Here is a 26,557-nt window from a genome sequence, read left to right on the forward strand (position 1 = left end):
CCGATCATCCGACTCTGCCAGATGTGATCGAGCAGGCGTGATCGAGCAGCCAGGTGCGATCGAGCGCGCAGATGTACGCACATCCGGTTTCGTCGGCGCCGAAACGGGTATGCGTCGTTGAGTCGGAGAATTCGACGCCGCTGGTGGCAGGGAGGCCGGAATGACGGATCGACGACGGTGGCCGGCCGGTGCCTCCGTGGCCGCCGCCACCCGGGTGACCACCGATCATCGCACCATCCGCCGCTGGGCTGAGCGGCGCGGTGCCCGTCCGGCGACCCTCGCCGGCAGTGAGGACACCGGATACGTGGGCGTGCTGCGGCTGCATCTGCCCGGCTACGGGGGAGCGGTGCTGCGGTCGATCGGCTGGGAGGAATGGTTCGCGGCATTCGATGCCCGTGGTCTGTCCTTCCGGTACCAGGAACGGCGTCCGGACGGAACGCGCAGTAACTACAACCGCCTGGAGGAACGGGCCCTGAATCCCCGGTGACCTGGCCGCCGCACGTTTGACCGGCTGTCGAGTGGGTAACCCGAACCGGGAAGAGTTGCTCGAATGCGGACCGTCGCGTCGGAATGGGGATGCGATTCTCCGCGATGGCTTCGTCGCAGTGCAGCTTCGTCGAAGTGCAAGGGATGAAGGAATGAGCGCGAGCCTGCTGATCGTTGACCAGGACGACCGGGCGCGAGGTGATCTCCGCCTCGCCATGGAGGACGCCGGCTACGACGTAGCGGTGGCCGGAGAGACCGCAGACGCACTCACCCGGCTGCGGAACGCGACCGTTCCCGATCTGATGATCGTCGATCTCATGCGCGGGCCCACCGACGGCTTCGACTGCATCCGGGAGATCCGCCGCGACTACGACATGCCGATCATGGTGATCAGCACCCGCGACGACACCCACGATGTGGTGGCGGCGCTCGAGGCCGGTGCCGACGACTTCGTCACGAAACCGTTCGCCGTGCAGGAAGTGGCCGCCCGGATGCGGGCCCTGCAACGGCGTACCCGGACCGCGGACCGGGAACCCCCGATGGAAGTGGTGCTGGACACCGACCCGGCCGGACCGCTGATCCTGGCCGCGGACTCCGGTGCGGTCCGTCGCGGCGACGATGAGATCCACCTCACTCGTACCGAATTCCTGCTGTTGTGTGAACTCGCCGAACATCCCGGCCGAGTGCTCGCCCGCGGCTTGTTGCTGGACCGGATCTGGGATCCGGGATTCTACGGCGACGAGCGCATCGTCGACGTCCATATCCGCAGGTTGCGGACGAAAATCGAGCGCGACCCGAGCGACCCGAAGGTGGTCGTGACTGTGCGCGGATTGGGTTACCGGCTCGACGTCCAACGCTGATCAACAACCGCAACATGGGGCAAGCGACTGTCACACAACCGCAAAGTAGTCGACAGCATCAGCTCAAACTCGCTCCGACAGCCTGGTTTAGTAACTACTGTCCACGCTTGGAGATGTATGGCTCAGCCAACAACGTCTACCGACCCGACCGACCCGGCGTCACCGACGACGATCCACCTGCGCCCGCCCACCCTGGACGACGCTGCGCACATCTGGCGGATCGCTGCCGACTCGAAGGTGCTCGACACCAACCCGAGCTACGCCTACCTGCTGTGGTGCCGGGACTTCGCCGCGACCACCCTGGTCGCCGAAGCCGACGGACAGGTCGTCGGCTACACCATCGGCTACCTGCGCCCGCAGGCACCGAACACGCTGTTCATCTGGCAGATCGCCGTCGATGACACCTACCGCGGCCACGGCATCGCCGCCAAGCTGCTGCACGCGCTGCTCGACGAGCTCGCGGCCCGCGGGGTGAACACCCTCGAGACGACGATCACTGCCGACAATCTCGCCTCCCAGGCGTTGTTCGCCTCCGTGGCGCGCCGGCGCGCAGCCGAGCTCACCCGCTCCGCGCTGTTCGAAGCCGCGCACTTCCCGGACGGGCACGACGCCGAGGAGCTCTACGTCATCACCCCTACCGATCAGGAGGATCGACGATGATCACCGCCAACACCACCGTCTTCGAGGAACTCGAGTCGAACGTCCGCGGCTACTGCCGTGGCTGGCCGACCGTGTTCGACACCGCGGAAGGCGCCTGGCTGCGCGATGAGGACGGACGTGACTACCTGGATTTCTTCGCCGGCGCGGGCTCGCTGAACTACGGGCACAACAACCCGCTGCTGAAGAAGCCGCTGATCGACTACATCTCCCGCAACGGCATCACGCACGGCCTGGACATGTCCACCGTCGCCAAGCGTGAGCTGCTGGAGACCGTCCGCGACACCCTGCTCGCCCCGCGCGGGCTGGACTACAAGGTGCAGTTCCCCGGGCCGACCGGCGCGAACGCCGTCGAGGCCGCCCTGAAGCTGGCCCGTAAGGTCACCGGCCGCAAGGGCATCGTCAGCTTTACCAACGGCTTCCACGGCATGACCCTGGGCGCCCTCTCGGTCACCGGTAACGCCGCCAAGCGCGCGGGTGCCGGTGTGCCGCTGGCCCATGCCACCCCGATGCCCTACGACGGCTACTTCGGCAACACCACCGACGACTTCGTGTGGATGGAGCGCGTCCTCGACGACACCTCCTCCGGTATCGACCGTCCGGCGGCCGTGATCGTCGAGACCGTGCAGGGCGAGGGCGGTGTCAACCTGGCCCGTCCCGAATGGCTGCGGCACCTGGCCGCCCTGTGTGAGGCGCGCGGCATCCTGCTGATCGTCGACGACATCCAAATGGGCTGCGGCCGCACCGGCCCGTTCTTCTCCTTCGAGGCGGCCGGGATCACCCCCGACATCGTCACCGTGTCCAAGTCGATCAGCGGCTACGGCCTGCCGCTCGCACTGGTGATGTTCAAGCCGGAACACGACCAGTGGAACCCGGGTGAGCACAACGGCACCTTCCGCGGGAACAACCCGGCCTTTGTCACCGCCACCGCCGCTCTGCGAGAATATTGGTCGGACGACACCCTCGCCACGCAGACCGTGGCGAAGGGTGAGCGGGTCGCCCAGGCGCTCGGCGATCTGGCCGGTCGGTACCAGGGCTTGTCCACGCGTGGCCGGGGCCTGGTGCACGGGCTGGTGTTCGATGAGGCGTCCCTGGCGGGCAAGGTGTGTCGGATCGCTTTCGATCACGGCCTGCTTGTGGAAACGTCGGGATCGATGGACGAAGTGGTGAAGCTGTTGCCTCCGCTGACGATCAGCGATGATGAACTGGAGCGAGGCCTCGGCGTGCTGTCGTGTGCGGTCGAGGCCGCATGCGAGAAGGGAGATATTGCATGATCGTGCGAACTACGGCCGAGATCACCGATACCGACCGGGATGTATCCGGTCCCGGTTGGCGGAGCAAGCGGATCGTCCTGGGCGGTGACCGCGTCGGCTTTTCGTTCCACGAGACCACCATCGAGGCGGGTACCGAGCACGAGTTCCACTACGCGAACCACATCGAAGCGGTGTGGCTCGTCGAGGGCACCGGCAAACTGACCGACCTCACCGATGGTACGGTCTACGAGCTCGGCCCGGGCTCGATGTACCTGCTGGACGGCCATGAGAAGCACCGCCTCGTCGCCGAGACCCGGATGCGCATGATGTGCGTGTTCAACCCTCCTGTCACCGGACGGGAGGTTCACGACGAGAACGGCATCTACCCGCTGATCGAGGTGGCGTGAATGCCTGAGACCACACTCACCCCGACCCGAACCGAACGTCGTTTCGACAAGTACCCCACCCGGCTGAGCTCGCCGTCGAAGCATTTCGACCGCGTCGACCCGGCCGTGTGGGGGACCGTCGAGGCCGAGGAACTGGCCGATTTCGACCGCAACGGATTCGCCACCTTCGATGCGCTGCTGACCGCGGCCGAGGTGGCCGACTTCCGGGCCGAAGTCTCCCGGCTGGCCTCGGACCCGCGGCTGATCGATGACGACCGGGTGATCGTGGAACGCTCGTCCAACGAAGTGCGGTCGGTGTTCGAGGTACACCGGCTCAGCACCGCCATCGCGGACCTGGTCGCGGAGTCCCGGATCTCCGGACTGGCCCGCCAGGTGCTGGGCTCGCAGGTGTACCTGCACCAGACCCGGGTGAACTACATGCCCGGGTTCAAGGGCACCGGCTTCTACTGGCACTCCGATTTCGAGACCTGGCACGCCGAGGACGGTATGCCGGCACCCCGAGCGGTGAGCCTGTCGATCGCCCTGACCGACAACTATCCCTACAACGGCAGCCTGATGGTGATGCCCGGCTCGCACCGCACCTTCGTGCCGTGCCTGGGGGAGACCCCGGCCGATCACTACCGGGAGTCGTTGAAGGAGCAGCAGATCGGCGTACCCAGCACCGCGGACATCACGGAGCTGGCCGGCCGATACGGAATCACGCAGTTCACCGGCCGGGCCGGATCGGCGCTGCTGTTCGACTCGAACATCATGCACGGGTCGTCCAGCAACATCACTCCGTTCCCGCGGTCGAACATCTTCCTCGTGTTCAACAGCGTGGAGAACACCCTGGAAGAGCCGTTCTCGGCACCGCAGCGGCGGCCGGAGTACATCGCCGCACGCGACTACACGCCCGTGTAGGCCGGTCGGATTCCGACGCTGACGCACTGTGGGCCCGCCGCACACCGCGGCGGGCCCGCAGTGCTTCGGTGACCGTGCGGCCGGTAGCCCGGCATCTCCCGCCCGACCGGCGATACCGCCGCGGTCGGTATAGTCGCCGCGGATGAGAAGTGTACGCATGCGCGATCGACAGGAGTCGGTCCAACAGCCGCTGCCCCGGGCGCTGTGGCTGGTCCCCGTCGTCCTCGCCCTGCTGTCGGCCTGGTGCATCCGCGCCGCGGTGCCGCCCCTCGAGCCGTACAGCCGCAAGTTCATCGATCTGCAGGTGTACCGCCTCGGCATCGAAGCGATGCAGCAGGGCGGCGACCTGTACGGGCAGCTGCCCGAGACCACCGTCGGCATCGCCCTGCCGTTCATCTATCCGCCGTTCGCCGCCATCGCACTGCAGCCGTTCGCACTGCTGCCCTGGGACGCCGCCACCACCGCCTACGTCGCCTGCTCCGTCCTGGCCCTGGCCGCCACCCTGTACGTGGTGGCCCGCCGCTGCTGGCCCGGCCGCCGGGACCGCGCGCTCTGGGCCACCGCGTGCGCGCTGCCCGGCGCCCTGCTGCTGGAACCGGTCCGCGCCACCATCGACTTCGGTCAGGTCAACCTGCTGCTCATGGGCCTGGTCGCCGTCGGCTGCCTGACCGACCGGCCCCGTTGGTGGGGTGGCGTGCTCGTCGGCCTGGCGGCCGCGATCAAACTGACTCCCGCCGCCTTCGTCCTGTACTTCATCGTCCGCAAGGACTACCGCTCGGCAGTGATCGCCGCCGTCACCGGCGCCGTCGCCACCCTGCTGGCCTTCGCCGTGCTGCCCCGCCAATCCATCGACTACTGGTTCGGCGGACTCGGCAACGTCGACGGCCTCAGCGGCTCCGCCTTCCACACCAACCAGTCGATCCAGGGCGTCCTCGCCCGGCTGCGGTTCGAAGGACTCGGCTTCGACGCCCTGTGGCTGCTCCTCGGCGCCGCACTGCTGATCCTCGTCGTCCTGGCGATGCGCAAGGCCGCCGAGGCCCCCGCACTGGCGCTGTCCCTCAACGCCGTCTTCACCCTCCTGGTCTCTCCGATCTCCTGGTCGCACCACTGGGTGTGGATTGCCCCCGCCCTGCTTGCCGTGATCGGCTACGCCACCACTCTGCCGCTGCGCAGCGCCGCCGGCTGGTACCTCGCCACCGCCGCCACCGCCTGGGTCTTCACCGTCGGCCCACACGACTGGGTGCCCAGCGGCAACGGTAAGGAGACCTCCTGGACCCTCACCGAACACCTCATCGGCAACGCCTACGTCTGGGCGGCCGTCACCCTGGTGATCCTGTACCTCGCCACCGGCCGCACCGAGCCCAGAAAACCCCAGGTCACCTAGGCGATTTGGTGACCGGCACTTGCGTCGGCTAATCTTTCATCACATCACCGGTCCGGGTGGCGGAATGGCAGACGCGCTAGCTTGAGGTGCTAGTGCCCGTATTAGGGCGTGGGGGTTCAAGTCCCCCTCCGGACACAAACACTACGCCCACGGGCGGCGTGGCTTCGGCTACTACCGTTCGTGTGGCGTGGTGGTAGGTCAATCGCAGCCCTAGCTGCCGGTAGACGTCGTTTTTCTGTCTCGGATCCGCTCGTCGTAGCGTTGTCAGCATTCCGCCGAGTTCGTCGATCAGTTGTTTGATCTCATCGCGGTTCAATCGGCGTGCCCCTTCGCCACCCTTCTTCATGGTTGTGATCTTCGCCGCCGCAAGCTCGCGCTTCTGAACTACCTCCTTTGTCCAGCTTGCGATGAGTGCCGGGTCGGCGCCGGCTTCGAGCGCGGCCCGGTATCGGGCTAGTGTCTGGTCGTACTCGGTGAGGGATCGCTGTGCGGTGTCGAATGCTGGATGGATGCCTGGTTGGGCGGACTCCATGGCGTCGATCGAGTGTGCGATCCGTTCGGGGTGGAACGCGTCACTGAGCCAGTGATCGAGCGGCGTGATGATCTGGTCTTCCCGTAGATACACCGAGGGCGGGTGGTCGATGTGGTTGGTTATCGCATACTCCGACGGGTATCGGCATCGATAGTGTGCCGCGGAGTGGTTCCAGGTTCCCTGCATGCGCCGCCCGCACGAAGCATGGAAGATCAGTCCTTTGAGCGCGTAGGGGTGGCGTCCCCTGACCGCGCGTCCGGTGGATTTCGGTCCACGTTCGGCCAGTCGTAGCCGGACGAGTTCGAAGTCCTCACGGGTGATCAACGCTGCATAGGCGGGGCGATCTGAATACACCCAGTTGTCCTTGGTATTCCAGGTGAGCTTGGTTTGATGCCCGAGCGCAACATCTTCGACGTCGATCAGGGATTCCTGTTTGCGTTGTTTGTTCCAGACCGCATACCCCGTGTAACGCGGGTTCGTCAGGATCGTCCGGACCGCGCTTTTAGACCATGCCTCGCCGGATCTGTGTGGGTTGCGCCGCCGGTCATACGCCGATGGGCTCGGGATGTCGTCGGTAGTGAGTCGTTGGGCGATCGCGAAGATCCCGAATCCGGAAAGGTATTCGCGATAGATCCGCTGAACGACCGGGGCAGTTGCTGGGTCCGGTTCGAGGGTGTGGAGTCGTTTGCCATCGGCCGCCTTGCTGGGGTTGGGGTGCGGTCCGGCATCGGCAATGCGGTATCCGTAGGGCGGCCGCCCGCCGAGGAAGCGGCCTTCAACCTTCGCTTGCGACGCCATTGCGGCACGGACTCGAACCTTGATGCGGTTGCGTTCCCCCTTGGACATACCGCCGAACACCGACATGATGAGGTCATGGGCCTCGGAGTCGGGATCGATCGGGCCCCCGACCTCCGGCACCCATAGTTGGACGCCGTAGTGGACGAAAACCGGGAAGGTGAAGCCGAACTGGTTGCCGTAGAAAGCGCGTTGCGGCTCACCGATCACCACGGCGTCGAATCCGCGGTCAGGTTGCTGCAGGAGGTCGAGCAGACGGGCGGCTTCGGGTCGCCGTTTCCATGGGATGGATCGCGACTGGCCGACGTCGAAGAACTCGGCCACGATGTCGCCGTGGCCTTCGATCAGGGCGCCCGCGCGGGTTATCTGCCAGTTGCGGGATGCCTCTGGATCTTGTTGGTCTTCGGTCGAAACCCTTCCGGCGAAGGCGAATCTTATGGTGTTCACTCCACCTCCATAGACGCTGATTGACTTGCCGCGGTCTCTGTCTGGTCAGGCTGGGAAATCTCTACTCCTGCGGCGGTTCCGGCTCGGTCTTGCCGCGATGGTGCTGGTCGTTGTGGACGGAAATCAGGAGCCGAACCAGTGCGCTTGCCGCCGCTGAGTTGAGAATCGGTGGGGCGTCGGGGCAGATGACCTCAACGTTGTCGGCGTCGAACTCATGGACGTGATCGGGCGGTACTGGCCTCGGTTCTGGTGAGTTTGGATGGTCATCTGGGTGAGTTCCTGCGGAATCCGGCGCAGGCGAGCTGAGCTCATCGGGGTTTGTGGCCATGGGTTCTCCACGGCCCGCTGATCTCCCTCGCTCCATGAAACCGGAAAATGTAGATCTGTGCTACCACCGATGTCGTCGGCAGGCGGAACGGGCTGGTGGCAGTAAGGGAACTGGCCTCATCCAACCGGGTTCGGTGATCATCAGATCACTGTGATCGGACGTGGGTTCGACACGCCGGTCGAGTGGTGACCTGTGACGTGTCAAGACATCCTTACCCTTTCGTGCTCGGGACATCGGTTCCCTTGTCCTGGCGTTTCGTCCAGGCCTTGAAGCGGGTCAATGGTGCGGTCGTCGTACGGGGTGAACGGCGATCTCGATGTCGCCGTCGAGGATGCGGAAGTGGGTGTCTTCGGCGTAGATGGTGACAAGTTTTCCTGCGTGGGTTCGGCCGACGCGGAGCCGCTGGCGGGCGACCATGATCACGCCGTCGAGGGGCACCCGGCGTTCGGCGCGTGGTGCATGCGACGGAGGCGACGGGAGGGGTGTCGTGGCCTGCCGGGCGCCTTTGAGCGCGAGGCGCTGGCCGAGTGTGATCGGGTAGGGCCAGGACTTGACCAGGGCGTCACCGACGACGGCGTGCATCGTGTGCCCGTCCAGTCGGAGGGTGACCTGCTGGCCGGCGAGGTGCGCATCGACATTCCAGGATTCGGTTCGGAACCGGAACACGCCGTCGCGTCCGACGATCCGCTCCACCTCGACGGCGGTGTTCTCCGGCAAGCGTAGCCGTCCACCCGGGCTGGTCGGAAGTGCTGGTGCGGCAGGCTCCGGACCGGCCGGCCGCGCTCCTCGCAGTCGAAGATGGTGCAGGTGCTCGGCCTGTAGACGCGATGCCACGGTCTTGAGGTGGTGGCCGTCGAGGGACAGATGAATGCTGCGGTCGTCGACCCAGAGGGTGACGATGCGGCCCGCCAGCATCGGGCCCGCCCAGACCGACTGGGCCTGGGCGATCGTGATGACCCCGGCCGGTGGGACGGTGTGCTCGAACTCGACGGCCGCCACGGCGCGGTCGACAGCGGGTTCAGGGTCGATCACGACGGGTGTGGGTTCGGGCTCCGACGAGGGCTTGTGCCATTCGGTCATCGCGACGGTGAGCGGTTGCGGGGCGTTGGGGCGGAACAAGCTGGCCGGGACCTTCATGTCCAGTGCCTGGTGCGGCCGGGTGTGGTTGTAGGCGTGCACCCAGCCGTCGATCGCTGCCTGGGCGGTATCGAGGTTGTCGAACACTGTGACTTCGTCGAGGAACTCGGCCCGCAAGGTCTTGTGGAATCGTTCGATCTTGCCGGTGGTGGTCGGAGATCGGCGTTTCGTCAGTCGTTGCCCGATGCCGTTCTCGCGACAGACACGTTCGAACAGCACCTCGGCGGGGAACGGCCGGGTGAACCTGCCTGTGAACTGCTTGCCGTTGTCGGTCAGCACTTCCGATGGCACGCCGTAGCGGCGCATCGCGGCGGTGAACGCCTCGACGACCGCACGGCCGGTGGGCTTGACGACCAGGTGCGCGATGACGATGTATCGCGAATGGTCGTCGATGCCGGTGACCAGCTTGCACTCGCGGCCGTCCGCCAGGAACACCCCGCCGACGAGATCCATCTGCCACAACTGCATCGGTGCCTCCCGTTGCCAGCGCTTGTATTTCCGGCGCCGATGCTGGTCCTGTCCACGCACCAATCCGTTGCGCACCAGCACGCGATGAACCGTCGCCGGGGAGGGTGACGGGTCGATGCCGCGGCGTGCCAGTTCATGCCCGATCCGGCGGGCACCCCACCGGCGGTGCAGCCGACGCATTTCGCAGATCGCGGCTTCTACCTCGGCGGCGAGCCGGCGTGGGCTGTGATGCGGACGCCGGGACAGCTCCTGGAGTCCGTCGATGCCGAATTGCTCGTAGCGTCGTCTCCACGCCGTGACCGTTTGCCGGGTCACGCCGTATCGGACTGCCACCTCACCGACCGGGTGCCCGTCTCGCACTTCGAGAACGGCTCGATACCGCTGCTCGCTCAATACCCTTGCGCGTTCGGCACGTTCGTCGATCACACCATCTACAGGAAGCACAGAACATGATCAGCACACGCGCACCGGCGTGAAGGATGTATCGAGAACAAAACGGTGGGTATGTCTTGAGACGCTACACATCAACCCTCGCACCTGGCGGTACTTCGCTGGTGTCGGAGAACAGGTGGCCGATGATCAGCAGGTTTAAGGTGCCGGTGGCGGGTGACGAAGTCGTCGATCTCATAGGGCATGGGTTTCCTCGGTGTCGGTGGGTGTTGGGGTGGTCTGGTGGAGGTCGCAGGCGTCGGGGAGGTGGCGCAGGAGTTCACCGAGGGACAGTGAGATCGGTTCGGGTGTGTCGCATACGCGATGTCCGGCGACCGAGACCGTGCCGTCGAGTTCGATCGTGTCGGCGGCGAGCCAGTCGATGTCATCGGTGGCGGTGCGTGGCACCGTGACCGGCAGCCAGGCCTCGACCAGGTCGGTGATCGACTGCCAGGCCCGCTGGGTCAGGATCCGGGTGATGGCGACATGGGCGAAATGTCCGACGAGCCACGGGCAGTACTCGTGGAAGGCCGCGGTGTCCGGGCCGTCGATCCAGCGAATCGAGATCGAACGCTCGCCGCGGGGCATGACGGTGAACGCGGCGGCGGGCCAGCGGCGGCGGAGTGCTGCCGCGAGCAGCTGGGCATTGGCGTCGGTGTCGTCCGGTCGGACCGGGATGATCTCGTAGATGGTGAAGTACGTCCTCGCGCGGATCTGGACTCCGTTCCAGGACCGGGACACGTCCGCGTCGGGGTCGGTGCTGGTGTGCTCGGTGAGGATCTCCTCCAGCTGTGTGAATACCTCGTCGAGGGGCACGTCGTCGGCGACGATGGTGCGCCGGAATTGGTCCAGGATGCGGTATCGATCATCGAAGTGCAGCCGGGGCATGGTGTGTCGTTCCGGGAGATTCGCTGTGGTCGGGCGCCGGGACGACGGTGTGCCGAACGCGGACCGGGCCCCGGCACGCGGACTCAGCCGCTGCCGTATGTCCCTCGACAGTTCGGGAGCCGCAGGGGCCGCAGCGGTGGTCAGGGGTACCGGTGGGTCGGCTGAATCCGTTCGACCGTGGGTGGAGTCAGGGGGTGGGGGTGTGCAGGTCGACGCCGAACTCGGCGAGGGCGGCCTCGGCGCATCGGTCGATGAGTCTGGCGAGGCGGGTGGGGTCGATCGCGATGGCGACGGCGTGCTCGATCAGGCGTAGCAGTGCGGGTGGTTCGGCGTGGACGGTGTCGGTGGCGGTGAAGGCTTCGTCGATGGCGACGTTGGCCATGGCGCCCTCACCGGCGCTGTACCACAGCACCGCCGCGGCCGACAGCAGGTGCGCGCGGGCCAGTGCGCGGGCGTGGGCGGCGATCCGGGTCACGACGTGGGCGGCGGCGGCCCGGTCGATGACGCCGAGCCCGATCAACGCGTCACGGACCGCGACCCGGTGCGCCAGGGAGGCGAGCACCTGGGCGGCGAGGTCGGTCTGTGGGGTGGCGCCGTCGCGGACCAGCCGGGTCAGCGTCCGGAACATCTCGGGGTCGTCGACCGGGTCGTGCGGGGTGCTGTCGTGGCCGATCGCCGGTGCGGGTTCGAGGGCGAATCGTGTGTAGAGGTCGGCGCGGCTGGCGGCGACCTCACCGCCGAGATAGGTCCGGGCCGCGGTGACCGCGCTGGTCGCGGGGTCGGCGACGGTACCGGTGACCCCGGTGCGCAGGTCGGTCCAGACCGCACCGGCCCGCAGGTCCGGCACCGACAGCACACTGCGCACCACCGCACCGGAGACGAGACCGGAGCCGGGGCCGGTGGCGAAGCTACGGGCCGCGGCCGTGAAGGGGTCGCCGACCGCGACGATGATCAGGGAGTCGGGGCGGACCGAGTCCGCGATCTCGATCAGGTGGTCGCGCACCGTGTCGGGGGCGTGGTCGGCGGCCCCGGGCCGCGGGTTCTCGGCGAGAGTGGCCACGGCATGCACCGCCCGCTCACGCAGCATCAGAGTGGTCAGGGATCGATGTGGCGTGTAACCGATCAAGGCCGGGATCGCGGCCAACAGATCGGATTCGGTGGCCAGGGGGATAGCCATATGGACGGGTCCCTTCCAGCGCCCCGGCGCCCCGGGGGCAGTCGTGCGGCCGGGGCGCGGGGGTGCGTGTGGTCGTGGTGGGTGATGCCGGTGTCGGGTGTGTCGGCGTGATCGGCGCGCGTGGCGCGGGTGGGGTCGGTAGCGTGACGGGAGCGGCCCGGTGCGTCCCCTTCGCACCGGGCCGCCCTCGGGCAGTGGGGCGCCGGAAGGGTTCAGGCGGCCTGCGGCTCACTACTGTCGGTGTCGGTGTCGGTGGTGGTGGTGGTGGTGGGTGGGTCGAGGTCGATGGTGTCGGGGTCGAGGTCGCCGGTGGCGGCGAGTTCGACGTCGACGAGGGTGAAGTCGCGGGTCGCGCCGGTCTCGGCGAGCCAGCTCAGGTAGCGGGTGGTGCCGGCGTGGCGGTGGCGCCAGCAGTCCTTGTCGATGCCGGACTCGTGCGCGGCCAGGACCAGTCCGAGGACCATCGTCCAGGCCCGGCCCGATGATGTGGTGGCGGCTTTGTCGGCGATCTCGCGCAGGTTCGACACCCCGAACACCTCGTGGGCGGTGGCCGGGACGCTGTAGCCGGACAGCAGGTGCCGGTCGTGGGTGAGCGATTCGGTGACGAACGCCGCCGCCCCGGCCGGCGCGGCCCGCGCCGACAGCAGCCGGGTGACGAACTCGATCCGCCGTTGCTTCGCCGCGACGCCACGTTTGTTCAACTCGATCACCCGCCTCCGCGCCCGCCGCGCCCGTTCCCGCTCCGCGGCGTCGTCACCGCCCGGCACCGCGGCGTCACCACCGCTGTCGTCGGTGGTGCCGGTGATGGGGGTGCGTTGGTGTAGGCCGGAGGCGGCGAGCCGGTCGGCGGGCAGGTAGTAGGTGGGGATCCAGCGTTGCCGCGGGGTGACGGTGTGGGCGGGGCGCAGTCCCTCGGCGGGCGGGGTGTCGCTGGTGGTGGCGTCCCAGTCGACGGTGTCGGGGTGGACGATCTCACCGGTGGTGTTGTCGACGAGGTCGGTGTCGTCGTCGCGGTCGAGGTACACCACCCACATGGTGGGGTCGGCCCAGATGTCGGTGACGGGCCGGTCGTCGCCGGTGGCCAGGTCGGTGGCCGGCAGGTAGGTGCCGGGGTCGGGTTCGGCGGCCGCAATCGCGAACCCGGCGGCGGCGTAGGGCAGGGCGGCGGTGAGCCGGTCGCGGGCGAGTTCGCGGTCGGCGGTGAGCCGGTCGCGGGCGAGTTCGCGGTCGGCGGTGATGAGGCGGGCCTGATAGTCGAAGTGGTACCGGGGACAGCGGGTGAGGCGTTCGACGGCGTCGGTGTCGCCGAGGGCTTCGTAGCCGGCGATCGTCTCGAGCTGATCGAGACTGTACTGGCGGTCGTCGATCAGAGCCCGCGCGGTGTCCGAGCGCCCGATCGCGCCGGTCGCCCGGATCTTGGGGCGGTCGGTGTGCAGTTCGTCGGCGATGCGGGTGACCGAGGCGCCGAGGTCGAGCATCAACGCGATCCCGGCGGCGCGGTCGGCGTCGGTGAGCGCGATCCGGCGGTCGTTGACGTCGATCTGGGTCAACGCGCGCCGGATCCGTCGTTCCTCGTCGGACAGGTCCGGGTCGGTGTCGGTGATCCACACCGGAATCCGTTTCAGACCCAGTTCCCGGGCGATCAGGGTGCGGACCTGACCGTCGATCACATGCACCGTGCCGTCGGGGTCACGTTCGGCCAGCACCGGCGTGCGGGCACCGTGGCTGCGCAGCGAAGCGACCTGTTTCGGGTGATCGGCCGGATCGAAACCGCGCCGCACATTCTCGGCCACCACCAACTCGACCGGGTCGAGGAACGCGGCCTCGGCATCGGTGGGCACCACCGGCTCGCTCACGTCACCGGGTCCGGCCGTCGGGTCGCTGCCGAGCGACGCGTCCTCGGGCGTGTCCTCGGGGACGGTGTGCGTGGTGGGGTCGTCGTGGTCGGGGACTGCGGTGAGCGTGTCGGGCATGCGGGTACTCCTGGGTGACGTAGTGGGTTCGGGTGTGCCGGGCGCATCCGGCCGGACGGCGGCCGGTCACTGGCGGCGGCGTGGGGTGCGGGTGATGTTGACCGGCGGCAGGCGCAGCAGGCCGGCATCGTCGGTGGTGTAGGTCCAGTAGCGGCCCTGCCAGCGGGGGAACCGGGACCGCCACCGGTCGATGACCGGATCGTCGCCGAGCGCGGACACCGGACCGGCCAGGCCGGCGTGGCGGCGACGGTCCCGTTCGGTGCGCGTCAACGACACCACCGTGATCGCGGCGGGTTTTGTCGAGTCAGGCGCAGTGGAAACGGGCATGGAACAACCTCCTGGAGTGCGAGAAAGCGGATCGACGGGGTTCGGGCCCATCGCTGGACACGACGATCTCGGAACCGAATCGGCCGCTGGAGATCGTGAGGCGGCAGCTGTGGAGGTGGCCGGCCGGGACGGCCGTCGTCGGCGATCGGACACGGTGCGGAGTTTTGCGGGTTGCGGCGATGAGTTCGGGGCGTGTCCGGCGTCGGGATCAGCGAACCGTCGGACGAACCGGAGGAAGGTCTTGTGATGCCGAGATTCGTGACTATCGGGTACGGGGACCGGGAAGGCTATGACCGCACCGGCGCGGCGGTGCGTGACGCGGCGCATGCCCACGACGCGCGGTTGCGGGCTGTGGGAGCCATCGTGGGGATCGCCGACTCGCCGGTGCAGGTGCGAAACCACGACGCCGCGGGCACCACCGTACTCAGCGGACCGTACATGTCGTCGGGTCTGCCGGTCGCTGGGTTCGAAATCATCGAAGCGGCGACACTGGAAGACGCCATCGACCTCGTGTCACAGACTCCATGCGCAGTCGCGCACGGAGTCGTCGAGGTCTGGCCACTGCGAGAACGGTCGTAGACATCGACCGAAACCCCGAACGGGCGAGGGGAGCCGGCCTGCCGCGCCGCCTGTACCCCCGCCGCCGACGCCGATGTCGGGCCGCGGTGCGGTCAGCGGGTCCCGGACCGCGGTGGGGTGGAGTCGAAGGAGAGGGTCCAGGTGGTGGAGGTGACGGTCATGATCATGGTGGTGGAGCGGGTGGCGTGGTGACGGAGAACGTCGATGAGCGCGACACCGTGGCCGTGGTCGTGGGTCAACGGGATGAATTCGGCGAAATCATCGCCACCGACCGGGGTCTGGCCGAACCGGACCCTGCTGTGATTGTCGTAGCCAGCGGCGTAGGTGACCACGACCCGCCTGCTGGTGGGGGCGGTGAGCTGGCGAGGTCGCCCGTTCGACAGCAGATAGGTTCCCTCGTCCTTGGCCCAGACCAGACACGCCGGTACAGGGTCCGGCGCCGGGTCCAACCAGTCCGGCCAGGAATGTTCGGGGGCAGCCATCGCGTGTTCGGCGATCGGGACGACCTCGGCGAGTGCGAAACGCAGGTCCATCGATGACACGGTCGAACTCCCTTTCCACGGGGGTGGGTGTGCTTCCGGTGGTGAGCCGGGCCGCGATCCGCGCGGCGATAAGCGCCGCTTCTGCGTGATCCGGTCGTCGGGATGATGTGCGTGGTGATTCCGGCGCGTGGTGCGAGGTCGGCGGTCTGGCTCGCGCCGGGGGACCCGTCGCGAATGAACGCCACACGAAGGTCGGCTCCGAGCGCTACCATCCTCGCGTTCCGTACCGGGCCGGCTCTGCGGCCCAGACGATTCCAGTCGGCCCGGTGGCGTTGGACCCGGCCACCCCATCGAGTCCAGCACGCTTCACACAGTGCGTCAGCACCCGACGGGCACGCACCCGACACGAGCACGGTGTCGGGATGCCACGCCGCGGCCAGAGCGTCGCGGATGGCTCGCCGGTCGTCCCAGTTCCTCGATCCGGTGATCAAGACCCGTGCATACATCTGCGGTCGGTTCCCTTCGTGAAACGGCGAACTCCACCACATCTGTTGCCACTGCTGTTACGCCCGGGTGGGCCGATGAGGCGGACGAAGATTTGCGCTCGCCGGTCGTCCCAGTTCCTCGATCCGGTGATCAAGACCCGTGCATACATCTGCGGTCGGTTCCCTTCGTGAAACGGCGAACTCCACCACATCTGTTGCCACTGCTGTTACGCCCGGGTGGGCCGATGAGGCGGACGAAGATTTGCGCTGGACAGCAACCGGGCCGGAGGTTCCGAGAAGCAGAGAGGCCGCGGATACGGCGCCGACATGGCTGTCCGGTCAACGCAGGGGCTGCTTCCGGAGGACGCTGTGGGCCGGACCCACTCGACGCGTTCCTGCGTCGCCTCGACGTCGACCATGGCGCCGCAGTCATCGGCCTGCCACTGCCCGCAGCAACGACCCGATCGAGGACGCGAACAGATAGGCCGAAGCTGATCGAGCGCCACATGAATGGCCGGGCAGGCCCGAATCGCACCGACACCGGAATGGCCGCCGCGGCAACAGGAGTCAGCCAGAGCCGCTGGTTCGTCGGTCGCACCGATGCAGCTGGTGAGGCCGGGTACGGCCTGTGCCGTGGTCGAGTTCCGGTCCTGCTAGGCAACTGCTTTGGCAATAACAGTGCCGGTGTGTTCCTTGGTCAGGTAGTTGAGTGCATTGTGGGGCTCTGCGCCGTTGTCGACGACGGTGGGGGTGGGCTGGACGCCCGAGCTGGAGGGTTGGAACAGCGGTGCCAGATCGAGGGTGGTCGCGATGATGTCGTCGCGGTCGGCGAGGTTGTCCCAGCGGGTGAGCGCGTGGGGGACGGTGGGCGGGGCGGGTGCCAGGCGTGGGTAGATGATCGATTGCAGGCCGAGGGGGGATCCGGCGGTGAGCAGGGCTACGGGATGGTCGACGCGGTGCAGGGCCTCGTAGGCGACGACGGAACCGAGAGAGTGCGCGATGACCAGGCGGGTTTCGGGTCCGAGGTGATCGAGGATCCGTTGCTGTGCGAACTCGCGAATCCCGGGGTCTGTGAAGTATCTGGTGACCTGGCCGAGTGCGCGCACGACGAACCGGGCGGCGAGGTTGAAGCCGGTGGGAGCGAACCAGTTCAGACGGGTCAGGGCGTTGACCGCGGGGCGCAGTACGGTGCCGATGCCTTGTTCCTGGGCGGTGGTGTCGGCGAGGATGTCGAGTTGCCGGTGGGCTTCGACGCGATCGTCCTGGTCGGGCGCGCGTTCGGCGGCGGCGCGCAGCCACGCGCGGGCCAGCGCGTCGGCGAAGTCGAGTTCGGCTGGGCCCAGAGGCAACGGCTCGGTACTGCCTTGTGCCCCTGTGTCGAGAAAGGCGTTGCCGTAGAAGGCCATCCGGGATTCGATGGATCCGGGACGGTGCTTTCGCCATAGTTCGTCGGCGAGGCCGGGGTGGCCAGCCAGGCGGACGGCGCCCGCCATCGCGGGCAGCCAGCGTCCCTCCAGCAGGTCGGCGGAGTACTGCTCCTGGGCGATGCCATGGACGAGAACGATGTCGGCCACGTCTGTTCCCCTGACTGTGTGGCGGCGCGGGCACCGACGATTGTGCCCGCACGCCTGGTGCCGCGCCACACGCTGCTGTATGGGAGTAATCGGCTCCTGGACCGGTTTCGGCGGAGCGAAGGCGAGGTAGCGCTGTCCGCGTTAGGTTCGAGGAATGAGCCGACGGTTGGCGCTGGTGGTGGCTTCGCAGTGTGACGAGTTGCCGGGTATCGCGGATATCGACACGCTGGCGAGCGAACTGCTCGACGAACTCAACAGTAGTGGCGGTTGGGCGCCGGTGACCGCCGACGGCGGACCACTCATCGACCCTGGCCACACCGATTTGCGCACCGCGATTTCCGATGCCTTCGCTACCGCCAAGCGTCAGGAGGCGACGCTGCTGGTGAGTTTCCTCGGGCACGGCCACTACGACGACACCGTGAACGGGTTCTATCTGCTGGCCAAGGACTCACTTGACCGGGACCGGCCCGACGTTTTCGACGCGGATCGATCCATCGACCTCGGTCACCGCATCCAGACCGAACTCAACCGCAAGGATCGGGGCAGGCTCGACGGCCTGGTCGTGATGGTCGACGCGTGTTCATCGGGCCGGGCGATCGATGTCGCCGGGCACGAGTGGTTCAGAGTGATCCCCCGCAACGCCGGCCGGCTCGAGCTGCTCACGGCCTCGGCCGACGAGAGCCCGGCCTACGATGCCTGCTTCACCCGCACGATCATCACGTCACTGCGCACCGGCGACCCTGCCGGCGCCAGCCGCCTCTCCGTCGACTCGCTGCGCGCGCCGATCGCGAAAGGCTGCGCGAAGCAGAATCCCGGGCACTTGAGTCTCACGAGTTCGGGGGCGGCGCGCGCGCTGCGCGGCGGTGATCCCAGTTTATGGCTGGTGCCGAACAAGGCCCTGGCCGATTGCCTGACCGGCCGGCCGTCGGCCGAACTCGTCGACCAGCTGACCAGGGACCTGCGCCCGACACCCGGCATCTCACGCTGCCTCGCTGAGCTGGTCTCGCACTTCCCACCGCGCCTACGGTTGGCGGTCGGTCCCGCAGGGGCAGGGAAGTCCGCGATCATGGGGATGCTCGTGCGGGCCGGCCACCGCAGATACATTCCGCCCGAATACATCAGCGCGGCGGTGTTCCTCGATGCGGCGAGCAGCCCGCTGTCGGTGGCCGAGGAACTGGCCATCCAGCTGAGCGAGAAGGTGTCGGGTTTCGCGGCAGCGGCCGAACACGCCGCGACCACGCTCACCGAGGAACAGGCCCGCACGCTCGGCGCGCTCGAGCGCCTGGTCCTGGTGCCGTTCGCGCGGGTCGAGACCACCGAACCCGTCCATATCATCATCGACGGGCTCGACCAGCCGGACCGAGGCAACCGCCAGGCACTGGTCACCGCACTGGGTGCGATGACCACCGATCCCAGTCTCGACCATCTGTGCGTGATCGCCGGGGTTCGCCGCGGAACCGGCGTCGAGGACGATCCCCAGTTGTCGCACGGCGTGCAGGTCGCCGTCGAATTGCCGACGGCCCGTGACATCGTCGACGCGACGATCGAGTTCCGGTCCGGGTTGACCGACGCCGATGTCGACAACTCCACCGTCCCGGACGTCGAGATCCCCGGCGGATGGTTGATCTCGCGCCTGCTCGTCGAGGTCTCTCGGCTGCCCGCCGACTGGACCAGTGGCACCGAGCCGATGCTGGCGGAGGCAGTCGCCCAACGCATCAACGACGCCTCCTCCTCTCCTCCTGGCGAGCGGGACACGAGTATCTCCTCGACCCAGGTCGACCACCTGCTGGCCATCCTGGCCGCCGCCGGTGTCGGCCCTGTCCTACCGCTCGAAATAGCCCGCCGCGCCCTCACCACCCTCGGCTCCGAAGTGTCTCGCGTTGAACTGCGCAACCTCATCGCCTCCCTCGGGGTGCTCATCGCTCGCTCCGCCCCGAGCACCCCCGACGAACGGATCGGCCTCGCCCACCTGGCATTCGCCGACCCGATCCACACCACCGTGAGGACCGACATCCGCACAGCCCACCTCGCGATCGCCGACAACCTCGACCCCGACGACGCAGCACAGATCCTGGACTACCGAACCAAATCCGGTGCCCGCCACCTCGCCCTCGGCGGCCGCACGGACGAAGCATTGAGTCTCGTCGACGCACTCGGCAGCGACCGCCCCGCCGACAACCTCGCCCGCTGGACCGCCCTACTCCCGGACATAGAACCAACTGACCAGCACGCAATCCTGCGTATCCGCCACAAGATCGCCTCTTGGCTCGGCCGCTCCGGTGAGCCTGCTGCGGCGCTGGCGGCGTTTCGTGAGTTGCTGCCCGACCGCGTACGTGTGCTCGGGCCCGACCATCCCGACACCCTCACCACGCGTAACAACATCGCCTTTTGGCTCGGCGAATCCGGGGAGCTTGTTGCGGCGCTGGCGGCGTTTCGTGAGTTGCTGCCCGACCGCGTACGTGTGCTCGGGCCCGACCATCCCGACACCCTCACCACGCGCAGCAACATCGCTTCCTGGCTCGGCCGCTCCGGGGAGCTTGTTGCGGCGCTGGCGGCGTTTCGTGAGTTGCTGCCCGACGACGTACGTGTGCTCGGGCCCGACCATCCCGACACCCTCACCACGCGTAACAACATCGCCGCCTGTCTCGGCGAATCCGGGGAGCCTGTTGCGGCGCTGGCGGCGTTTCGTGAGTTGCTGCCCGACCACGTACGTGTGCTCGGGCCCGACCATCCCGACACCCTCACCACGCGTAACAACATCGCCGCCTGTCTCGGCGAATCCGGGGAGCCTGTTGCGGCGCTGGCGGCGTTTCGTGAGTTGCTGCCCGACCGCGTACGTGTGCTCGGGCCGGACCACCCCGACACCCTTGGCACGCGTAACAACATCGCCTTTTGGCTCGGCGAATCCGGGGAGCTTGTTGCGGCGCTGGCGGCGTTTCGTGAGTTGCTGCCCGACGACGTACGTGTGCTCGGGCCCGACCATCCCGACACCCTCACCGCGCGTAACAACATCGCCTTTTGGCTCGTCCGCTCCGGGGAGCTTGTTGCGGCGCTGGCGGCGTTTCGTGAGTTGCTGCCCGACCGCGTACGTGTGCTCGGGCCCGACCACCCCGACACCCTTCGGATCCAGCAGTGGATCGTGCGTCTCAACGAAGATCTCGGGTAGACGCAGTCGAGTCGCCTGCGGTGGTGCGGTGACTGCGCACCTGTTGGCCGTCGATGAGCGCCCGCGTTCTGTCATCGGCTGATCGGACAGGGTCGAACAAGGGGGCACCCGGCGCCTGGATCAGTGGCGTACATGTGGGGCTGTCGTGAGGGTCCGAAGCGGCCGGTGCGTGTATCGCGCGGTCAGTAGCACGGGGACGCCGGCCGGTCGGGTGTGGGATGCCGGGGCAGCGCAGACGACACCAGTGGCTTCCGGGCCGTTGACATCGGCTGGGGTGCTGAGGACGTGGTTATCGCCAGCCGGTCCATGCCTTGCACCAGGGGCCGGTACGTTGTGTTAGCGGTCGAACTGCCGCAGCCGGAGAGATCGATCGTGCCCCAGAGGGGCGGATGCGGTCATGGTGGGCGAGGGTGATGTAGGGCACATGGCCGGGGCGGCCATCGCGTGCTCGGCGATCTCGCTGACCGCGCGCAGCGGAAACAACAACTCGAACGACTCGTTCACCGTGCTCCCTTCCAACAGGGGTGGGTGTGTTCAGGTGGTGAGCTGGGCGAGGATGTGGGCGGGGGTGTCGGCGAGCCGGGCACGGCCGGTCTGGACGAGGTCGTCGCAGCCGGCTGAGTGTGGACCGTCCGGTGGGGTGGGCAGGGTGAAGACCGGTCGGTGCAGGCGGGTGGCCCAGCCGACGGTGTTGCGGGTGCCCGACCGCAGGCCGGCTTCGGGGACGACGATCGCGTCGACGAGGGCGGCGAGGATCCGGTTCCGGTGCAGGAACTGGTGTTTGGTGATCCCGTGTCCGGGCGGGTATTCACTGAGCACGAGTCCGTGGTCGGTGACGGTGTCGAACAGTGCCCGGTTGCGGGTGGGGTAGGCGCGGTCGATCCCGGTGGCGGCGACCACGATCGCGCGGCCACCGGCGTCGAGCGTGGCTCGCAGGGCGGCGGTGTCGATGCCGAGCGCCCCGCCGGTCACGACCGTCCATTCACGGTCGGCGAAGAAGGTGGCGACCTCGGCGGCGGTGTCGTGGCCGTGGCGGGTGCAGGCCCGCGCCCCGATCACGCCGATCCGCCGCTCACGCGCGGGGTCGGGATGGTCGGTGCCTCGCACCCACACCGCCAATGGCACCTGCTCGGCGGCACGTGGGTCCGCGGTGGCCGGCAGGCGGATCGGCCAGCCCGGGGTATCGGGGGTGACCAGTCGGGCGCCGACTCGGTCCGCGGTGGCGAGGTCGGCGACCGCGTTGTCGGCGAGTCCCGGGTCGCCGGTCACGGCGGGCAGCTGCCGCGCCGCCGCGACCGGGCCGTGCGCGGCGAGCAACGCCGCGGCCGGCCGAGGATGGGTGTGGGCCGCGCTGGCGATCACCGCCCACGCCGACCGCTCATCGTCCGCACGGGCAGGAAGACAGGCAGAAGACATACCGGACTCCTATCAACAGGGAGCGGGAGTAGTTGGGGCCGACTGGGCTGAGGCGTCGTGGCAACACCGGTGTGGTGGGTGCGGCTGCTCGCGGCCACTCGCGGCAGTGGTGGGCGGGGCGTGTGGTGGGAGGTTCATGGGTGGAGTGCGGCGAGGAGGGCGAGGAGGTCGATCGATTCGGTGTTGTCCGGTGCGGCGTCGCGGACGGGGCGGACCCGGAGGATGGTGGTGCCGTGGAGCGCGACGCCGGTGGATTCCGGGCTGCGGGGGTCGGCTGGGACTGTGTGGATGCGGTAGTCGGCGAGCCGGATCCATGCTTCGTACCAGGCGTCGGCGGGGGCTGCGGCCCGGTGTGCTTGATCGGGTGTTTCGGGGGTGGGTGCCCAGGAGCGGCAGTGGCAGTCGGGTTCGGGGCAGCGGGTGAGTGGGGCGTTTCCGGTGGGGTTGTAGCGGTTGAGGTGTCCGGCGAGCATCACGCACGCTTGTTTCGCGTAGTGGGCGCATTCGGGGTGCAGGCCGGGTTCGACACCGATCCCGCGCTGGTAGTCGGCGGGCCGCAGCAACAGCACGACCGGATCGGTGAGCGGGTCCCCGCACACTTGACATAGTCGCCTCGTGAACACTTCGTGCAGGCGGACGGGGTCGATCGCGCCCCAGACCGGGCGGGTGCGGTCACGGTGGGCCAGGGTGATGTAGGGCACGACGAGGCCGGCCGAGACCGGGCGTGCGCGAGGCGGGCGGGAATCGGCACCCGCTCGACCGGTCGGCGCGGTCGCGGTGGGGGATGATCGGTCACGGTGCCTCCCAAAGGGGGGTAGTGGGGTCAGGGGATCCAGTGGGTGCCGGTGTTCGTGTCGTGGCCGTAGACGCGGACCAGTGCCGGTGGGGTGAAGGTGGCGTCGATGACGGCGGCGGGCAGCACGGCGTGTTGTCCGCTGTACGCCCACCAGCCGGGCGCGACGACCCACCGGTTTCGGTCGTGGACGGCGGGGACGAGCCGCCAGCTGAATCCCTCGGAGCGGAGGTCGAACGGGTCGCGGCCCCATTGCAGGGTCAGTGTGCCGTCGGGGTCGGCGCTGTAGTGGGGTGCGGCGTGTTCGATGCGGACCAGTCCCATCACCGGTAGGCGGGAGTCGGTGGCCGTGGTGGTGCCGGGGAAGGTGGCGAGGCGGGTGCCGGCGGCGGGTGTGTCGGGGAACGCGGCGTGCCAGCCGACGATGAGGATGTCGGTGGGGTCGGTCAGGTGGTGGACGCGGGCCTGCCAACGGGAGGGTCGGGTCGGTCGTCGTCGTGGGTGGCGGTGATCGTCACGAGACAGTCTCCGGTTCCGGGTTCTGGTGGTGGTGGATGGATTCGATGAATCGCAGCGGCACGATGAGGTGGTCGCCGCCGGTGGTGAGGGTGGTGTGGTGGCGGTGCAGGGCGGTCACGGTGGCGGTGGGCAGGGTGTGTCCGCCGTGGGTGCGGATCGTGACCGGGGTGGCGTGGTGGCGGGCGTGGTCGAGTTCGGCGGCCATCACCGGCGGTTCCGACACCGATTGTGGTGGCTGGGAGGGGGCGCGCAGCTGGTGCAGCGCGGCCCGCACCCGGGTCCGCAACGGAACAGCGGTCAACGGCTGAGTCATCTGGGTCTCCAGTACGGGAAGGGGCGAGGACACGACAACGCCACCCCGGGCGCCGGGGGTGCCGTTGTCCTGGTCTGGGTCAGGCGCATTCGAGGTCAGCGAGGTCGGCGTAGCGGTCGAGGCCGGGCAGGTTGGGGCAGCGGCAGTAGGGGTAGTGGTGTTCGCAGACCCGGCAGAACCCGCATCCGGGGCAGTGCGGGCCGGTGTCCTCGTCGAACCACGGGTGCCCGCAGCCGGGGCAGTACTGGTCGTCGACCGTGGCGGTGTACAGGGTGGTGCGGTGGTCGTCGAGTCGGTAGGTGTGGTTGGAACACCAGATCCCGCCGCGCCAGTGCCCGTAGTGTTCGTTGAACAGGTAGGCGGGCTGCTGGTAGGCGGGATCGACGGTGAGCAGGACGGCTTTGTCGGTGCCGAGCCACCGCTGGAACCGGACCCGCCCATCCGGGGAATCCAGGGAACCGAAGGGGTGGCGGGGCAGGAATTCCTCGGCGGTGATGCGGGTGTCGGAGCGGGTGTCGCCGGGTAGTGGGTGGACGTGGCGGGGCAGGGTGCCGTTGTGCGCGATGACGGTGCGCGGGTCGCCGCCGACTGGGAAGGGGTGGCAGTTGTCGGTGGTGTGTTCGCCGTGGGTGGCGTAGCGGGAGTGGAACAGTGCCGGCCCGTCGGGGAACTCGGCACGTGTGGTGGTGAATTCGGTGATGGCGTGGTCGGGGTCGAGACCACGCCCGGTCACGATCGTGTCGCGGGTGTGGATGGCCCAGCCGTGTCCGTGCGGGTTGGCCAGGGCGCCGCCGATGAGGATGTCGGGATCCGGGGCGGTGCCGGGGGTGTAGAAGGTCAGCAGGCACACGCCAGGCTCCCTTCGTGGAGTGGTGCGAGTTCGGCGAGTTCGGCGGTGAGCGGGGCGTATTCGCTGCGGTCGGCCACCCATGCCGTGAAGGTCGTCCAGTCCCAGCCCTGGTGGCGGGTGATGTCGACCGCGCGCAGGCCCCGGGTGTATTCCACGCTCGCGTGGGCGAAGCACAGGGCGGCCTGTACTTCGCGGCGGTGCAGGCTGGAGGCGAACACGCGCAGCTCGAACGTGTCGGGTGGGAGGACGTTGATCGCTTCGCTGCGGCTGCGGCCGCAGCGGTCGCCGAAGGCGTAGCGGTGGGCTCGGGCCCGGTGCTCGGGCCGGAACATCGCCCAGTGCGAGTCGCGGCGCGCCAACGCGGTCACTGATTCTTGGTTGCGGTAGACGAACTTCATCCAACGGTAGATGTGGGTGGGGGAGGTGAAGCCGGTGCGGGACAGGTGGATGTGCAGGCCGACCTCGTCGTCGGTCGACGCGCCGAGCAGCCGCAACCGGGGCAGGACCGACCAGGGGAACTCGGTCATGGCGTAGTCGAAACTCATCGGATGGGTGACCAGCTCGAACCCGCAGTCGACCGAGGACTCGTCCTTGAGATACGCGAGGTCACCGACAGTGTCGTGGACGGTGTCGACCGCGTCACGGAACGCGCGGGGCGGGGTGTAGACCTCGAGTTCGAAACCCAGGAACAGTGGCCCGTCGCCGTGGAACAGCAGTGGCGGTTGATAGTCACAGGGATGCACCCCGTCGGCAGGGCCCGCGGTAGAACAGTCCGCGCAGTGGCTGTGGCCTTCGGGGATGAGGGTCACGCAGTCCCAGCATTCGTGATAGTTGCCGCGACAGGACGTGCAGACTTCCCGATCGCCGTCGACGTCGCGGGCGTCGGCGGTGCGGACCTCGCAGTCACTGCACAGCGGGTAGTCGGTGGCGCAGTCGTCGCATACGTCACCGCCGTGGTCGGCGATCGCGGTCAGGTAGCGGGTCAGGCGGCGGCAATCGCCACACGCACTCCACCCGGCCCGGCATCGGTCACACACGGCACCGCCGTCGGTGGTCTCGCACGTATCGCGCGCCGGCGCATCGCAGGCGGTGCACTGCGGTAGGCGGTCGGCGCAACCCCGACAGACCGGGGCACTGTCGGTGACGGCCATGAGGTCGGCGCCCGGATGCGGGACGCCGCAATCAGCGCACACCGAACCCTCCAGGACAGCAGTGGGCACAGCGGACTCCTTTCGGACAAGCCACAACTCGCCGTCACGAACACGCCGCGGGGCGAGAGGGGAGTGGATGGGGGGTCAGGCAGCGGCCGCGGCGCCGGGCGCGAAGCGGCAGGTCACCCGGATGCCGTGGTGGTGTCCGTCGCAGCGGACCGGGTACAGGTGCCGGTCGGGCACGGCGAGGTGGCGGCGCGTATCGGCTTCGAGGTTGTCGATTCGGTGACCGGCGACGGCTTCGTAGTGCTCGTCGCCTCCGGTGATCTCGTGCCCGGGATCGGGCAGACCGGCGTGGCGCCACATCCGCCGGTACAGGCCGAACGCCGCCGTCGACAGGGGTGCGTGCAGGCTGGCGGTCATCACCGACACCAGCACCTCGATCGCGGTGCCCGGCTGCGTCGGCCGACCGGCCACGACTCGGTCGAGCAGTTCACGACAATGCGCCCGATACACGACCTCGGTACGCATCCGCGTGACGGTGGGTGACAGCAGGGTGAACGCGTGGAACAGCACATCCGCTTCGTCGGGGTGCTGGTCACCGGCGGCGGTGATCTCGTCCTCGGCCCATTCCATCTGGGCGAACACCGCATCGAGGGCGCCGGCGAAGTCCCGGCTGGTCAGGGATGCGAGCAGGTCGATGCGGTGGCTGTCGTGGCTCATACTCGTCCTGGGGTCGAAGGAGGACCACCCGGTCGCTGGCTCCCGGACCGGTTCCGGT

General features: G+C 68.2%; 22 protein-coding genes, 1 tRNA gene and 3 pseudogenes. 10 read left to right on the forward strand and 16 right to left on the reverse strand.

All coding sequences use genetic code 11. The annotated features are described in order from the left end of the window. The first annotated feature begins 160 nt into the window (after positions 1-160). From AC1HFH_RS12570 to AC1HFH_RS12605, 8 genes are all read left to right on the forward strand, one after another. Entirely contained in the window at positions 161-487 is a 327-nt protein-coding gene (locus AC1HFH_RS12570; RefSeq protein WP_480247626.1) for a hypothetical protein, read from the forward strand. 151 nt (positions 488-638) lie between these two features. Next, entirely contained in the window at positions 639-1,346 is a 708-nt protein-coding gene (locus tag AC1HFH_RS12575; protein ID WP_480247627.1) for a winged helix-turn-helix domain-containing protein, read from the forward strand. A 117-nt stretch (positions 1,347-1,463) separates the two neighbouring features. Continuing rightward, on the forward strand, positions 1,464-2,006 hold the full coding sequence (ectA, locus tag AC1HFH_RS12580; protein WP_480247628.1) for a diaminobutyrate acetyltransferase: 543 nt from the start codon (positions 1,464-1,466) through the stop codon (positions 2,004-2,006). Further along, complete coding sequence (gene ectB, locus AC1HFH_RS12585; RefSeq protein ID WP_480247629.1) at positions 2,003-3,277, forward strand: diaminobutyrate--2-oxoglutarate transaminase; 1,275 nt, start codon at positions 2,003-2,005, stop codon at positions 3,275-3,277. Before ectA ends, ectB begins: the two co-directional genes overlap by 4 nt. Further along, complete coding sequence (locus AC1HFH_RS12590) at positions 3,274-3,663, forward strand: ectoine synthase (RefSeq protein WP_480247630.1); 390 nt, start codon at positions 3,274-3,276, stop codon at positions 3,661-3,663. Before ectB ends, AC1HFH_RS12590 begins: the two co-directional genes overlap by 4 nt. Beyond that, positions 3,664-4,563: an ectoine hydroxylase gene (thpD, locus tag AC1HFH_RS12595; protein ID WP_480247631.1), complete on the forward strand. Its 900-nt coding sequence runs from the start codon at positions 3,664-3,666 to the stop codon at positions 4,561-4,563. A 157-nt stretch (positions 4,564-4,720) separates the two neighbouring features. Continuing rightward, positions 4,721-5,947 (forward strand): glycosyltransferase 87 family protein, encoded by a 1,227-nt coding sequence (locus AC1HFH_RS12600; protein WP_480247632.1) that lies wholly within the window; start codon positions 4,721-4,723, stop codon positions 5,945-5,947. 50 nt (positions 5,948-5,997) lie between these two features. Next, a tRNA-Leu gene (locus AC1HFH_RS12605) sits at positions 5,998-6,082 on the forward strand. 730 nt (positions 6,083-6,812) lie between these two features. Here AC1HFH_RS12605 and AC1HFH_RS12610 read toward each other — a convergent pair. From AC1HFH_RS12610 to AC1HFH_RS12635, 6 genes and pseudogenes are all read right to left on the reverse strand, one after another. Beyond that, positions 6,813-7,721, reverse strand: a pseudogene (locus AC1HFH_RS12610) (recombinase family protein); the annotation flags it as partial. 539 nt (positions 7,722-8,260) lie between these two features. Further along, positions 8,261-10,080, reverse strand: a pseudogene (locus tag AC1HFH_RS12615) (IS481 family transposase). Between the two features lie 198 nt (positions 10,081-10,278). After that, positions 10,279-10,971, reverse strand: a complete 693-nt coding sequence (locus tag AC1HFH_RS12620; RefSeq protein WP_480247633.1) for a hypothetical protein — start codon at positions 10,969-10,971, stop codon at positions 10,279-10,281. Between the two features lie 187 nt (positions 10,972-11,158). After that, positions 11,159-12,148: a DUF4192 family protein gene (locus AC1HFH_RS12625; protein ID WP_480247634.1), complete on the reverse strand. Its 990-nt coding sequence runs from the start codon at positions 12,146-12,148 to the stop codon at positions 11,159-11,161. Between the two features lie 212 nt (positions 12,149-12,360). After that, a complete protein-coding gene (locus tag AC1HFH_RS12630) occupies positions 12,361-14,121 on the reverse strand; it encodes a ParB/RepB/Spo0J family partition protein (RefSeq protein ID WP_480247635.1) in 1,761 nt (586 codons plus the stop codon). A gap of 66 nt (positions 14,122-14,187) precedes the next feature. Continuing rightward, positions 14,188-14,448, reverse strand: a complete 261-nt coding sequence (locus AC1HFH_RS12635; protein WP_480247636.1) for a hypothetical protein — start codon at positions 14,446-14,448, stop codon at positions 14,188-14,190. Between the two features lie 192 nt (positions 14,449-14,640). On the opposite strand from AC1HFH_RS12635, the gene AC1HFH_RS12640 reads away from it, so the two are divergent. Next, the gene (locus tag AC1HFH_RS12640; RefSeq protein WP_480247637.1) at positions 14,641-15,027 is read left to right on the forward strand and encodes a YciI family protein; all 387 of its coding nucleotides are present in this window, start codon (positions 14,641-14,643) and stop codon (positions 15,025-15,027) included. 92 nt (positions 15,028-15,119) lie between these two features. Here AC1HFH_RS12640 and AC1HFH_RS12645 read toward each other — a convergent pair whose 3' ends face one another. The 3 genes and pseudogenes from AC1HFH_RS12645 to AC1HFH_RS12655 form a co-directional block, all read right to left on the reverse strand. Beyond that, positions 15,120-15,560, reverse strand: a complete 441-nt coding sequence (locus AC1HFH_RS12645; protein WP_480247638.1) for a DUF3085 domain-containing protein — start codon at positions 15,558-15,560, stop codon at positions 15,120-15,122. 317 nt (positions 15,561-15,877) lie between these two features. Next, positions 15,878-16,057 (reverse strand): annotated as a pseudogene (locus AC1HFH_RS12650) (SLOG family protein); the annotation flags it as partial. Between the two features lie 590 nt (positions 16,058-16,647). Further along, positions 16,648-17,568, reverse strand: a complete 921-nt coding sequence (locus tag AC1HFH_RS12655; RefSeq protein WP_480247639.1) for a hypothetical protein — start codon at positions 17,566-17,568, stop codon at positions 16,648-16,650. Between the two features lie 154 nt (positions 17,569-17,722). On the opposite strand from AC1HFH_RS12655, the gene AC1HFH_RS12660 reads away from it, so the two are divergent. Then, complete coding sequence (locus AC1HFH_RS12660; RefSeq protein WP_480247640.1) at positions 17,723-20,734, forward strand: tetratricopeptide repeat protein; 3,012 nt, start codon at positions 17,723-17,725, stop codon at positions 20,732-20,734. A 534-nt stretch (positions 20,735-21,268) separates the two neighbouring features. On the opposite strand, the gene AC1HFH_RS12665 is transcribed toward AC1HFH_RS12660, so the two are convergent. From AC1HFH_RS12665 to AC1HFH_RS12695, 7 genes are all read right to left on the reverse strand, one after another. After that, positions 21,269-22,150: a DNA-processing protein DprA gene (locus AC1HFH_RS12665; protein WP_480247641.1), complete on the reverse strand. Its 882-nt coding sequence runs from the start codon at positions 22,148-22,150 to the stop codon at positions 21,269-21,271. Positions 22,151-22,284: 134 nt separating this feature from the next. Next, complete coding sequence (locus tag AC1HFH_RS12670) at positions 22,285-22,749, reverse strand: hypothetical protein (protein WP_480247642.1); 465 nt, start codon at positions 22,747-22,749, stop codon at positions 22,285-22,287. A 224-nt stretch (positions 22,750-22,973) separates the two neighbouring features. Next, on the reverse strand, positions 22,974-23,267 hold the full coding sequence (locus AC1HFH_RS12675; RefSeq protein ID WP_480247643.1) for a hypothetical protein: 294 nt from the start codon (positions 23,265-23,267) through the stop codon (positions 22,974-22,976). A 190-nt stretch (positions 23,268-23,457) separates the two neighbouring features. Further along, a complete protein-coding gene (locus AC1HFH_RS12680; RefSeq protein WP_480247644.1) occupies positions 23,458-23,775 on the reverse strand; it encodes a hypothetical protein in 318 nt (105 codons plus the stop codon). Between the two features lie 79 nt (positions 23,776-23,854). Next, positions 23,855-24,625, reverse strand: coding sequence for a class II glutamine amidotransferase domain-containing protein (locus AC1HFH_RS12685; RefSeq protein WP_480247645.1), 771 nt, complete (start codon positions 24,623-24,625; stop codon positions 23,855-23,857). After that, the gene (locus AC1HFH_RS12690; protein ID WP_480247646.1) at positions 24,613-25,845 is read right to left on the reverse strand and encodes a hypothetical protein; all 1,233 of its coding nucleotides are present in this window, start codon (positions 25,843-25,845) and stop codon (positions 24,613-24,615) included. Before AC1HFH_RS12690 ends, AC1HFH_RS12685 begins: the two co-directional genes overlap by 13 nt. 75 nt (positions 25,846-25,920) lie before the next feature. Then, positions 25,921-26,499: a hypothetical protein gene (locus AC1HFH_RS12695; protein ID WP_480247647.1), complete on the reverse strand. Its 579-nt coding sequence runs from the start codon at positions 26,497-26,499 to the stop codon at positions 25,921-25,923. Positions 26,500-26,557 lie beyond the last annotated feature (58 nt).

This window comes from Nocardia sp. KT25-26 (assembly GCF_056627695.1).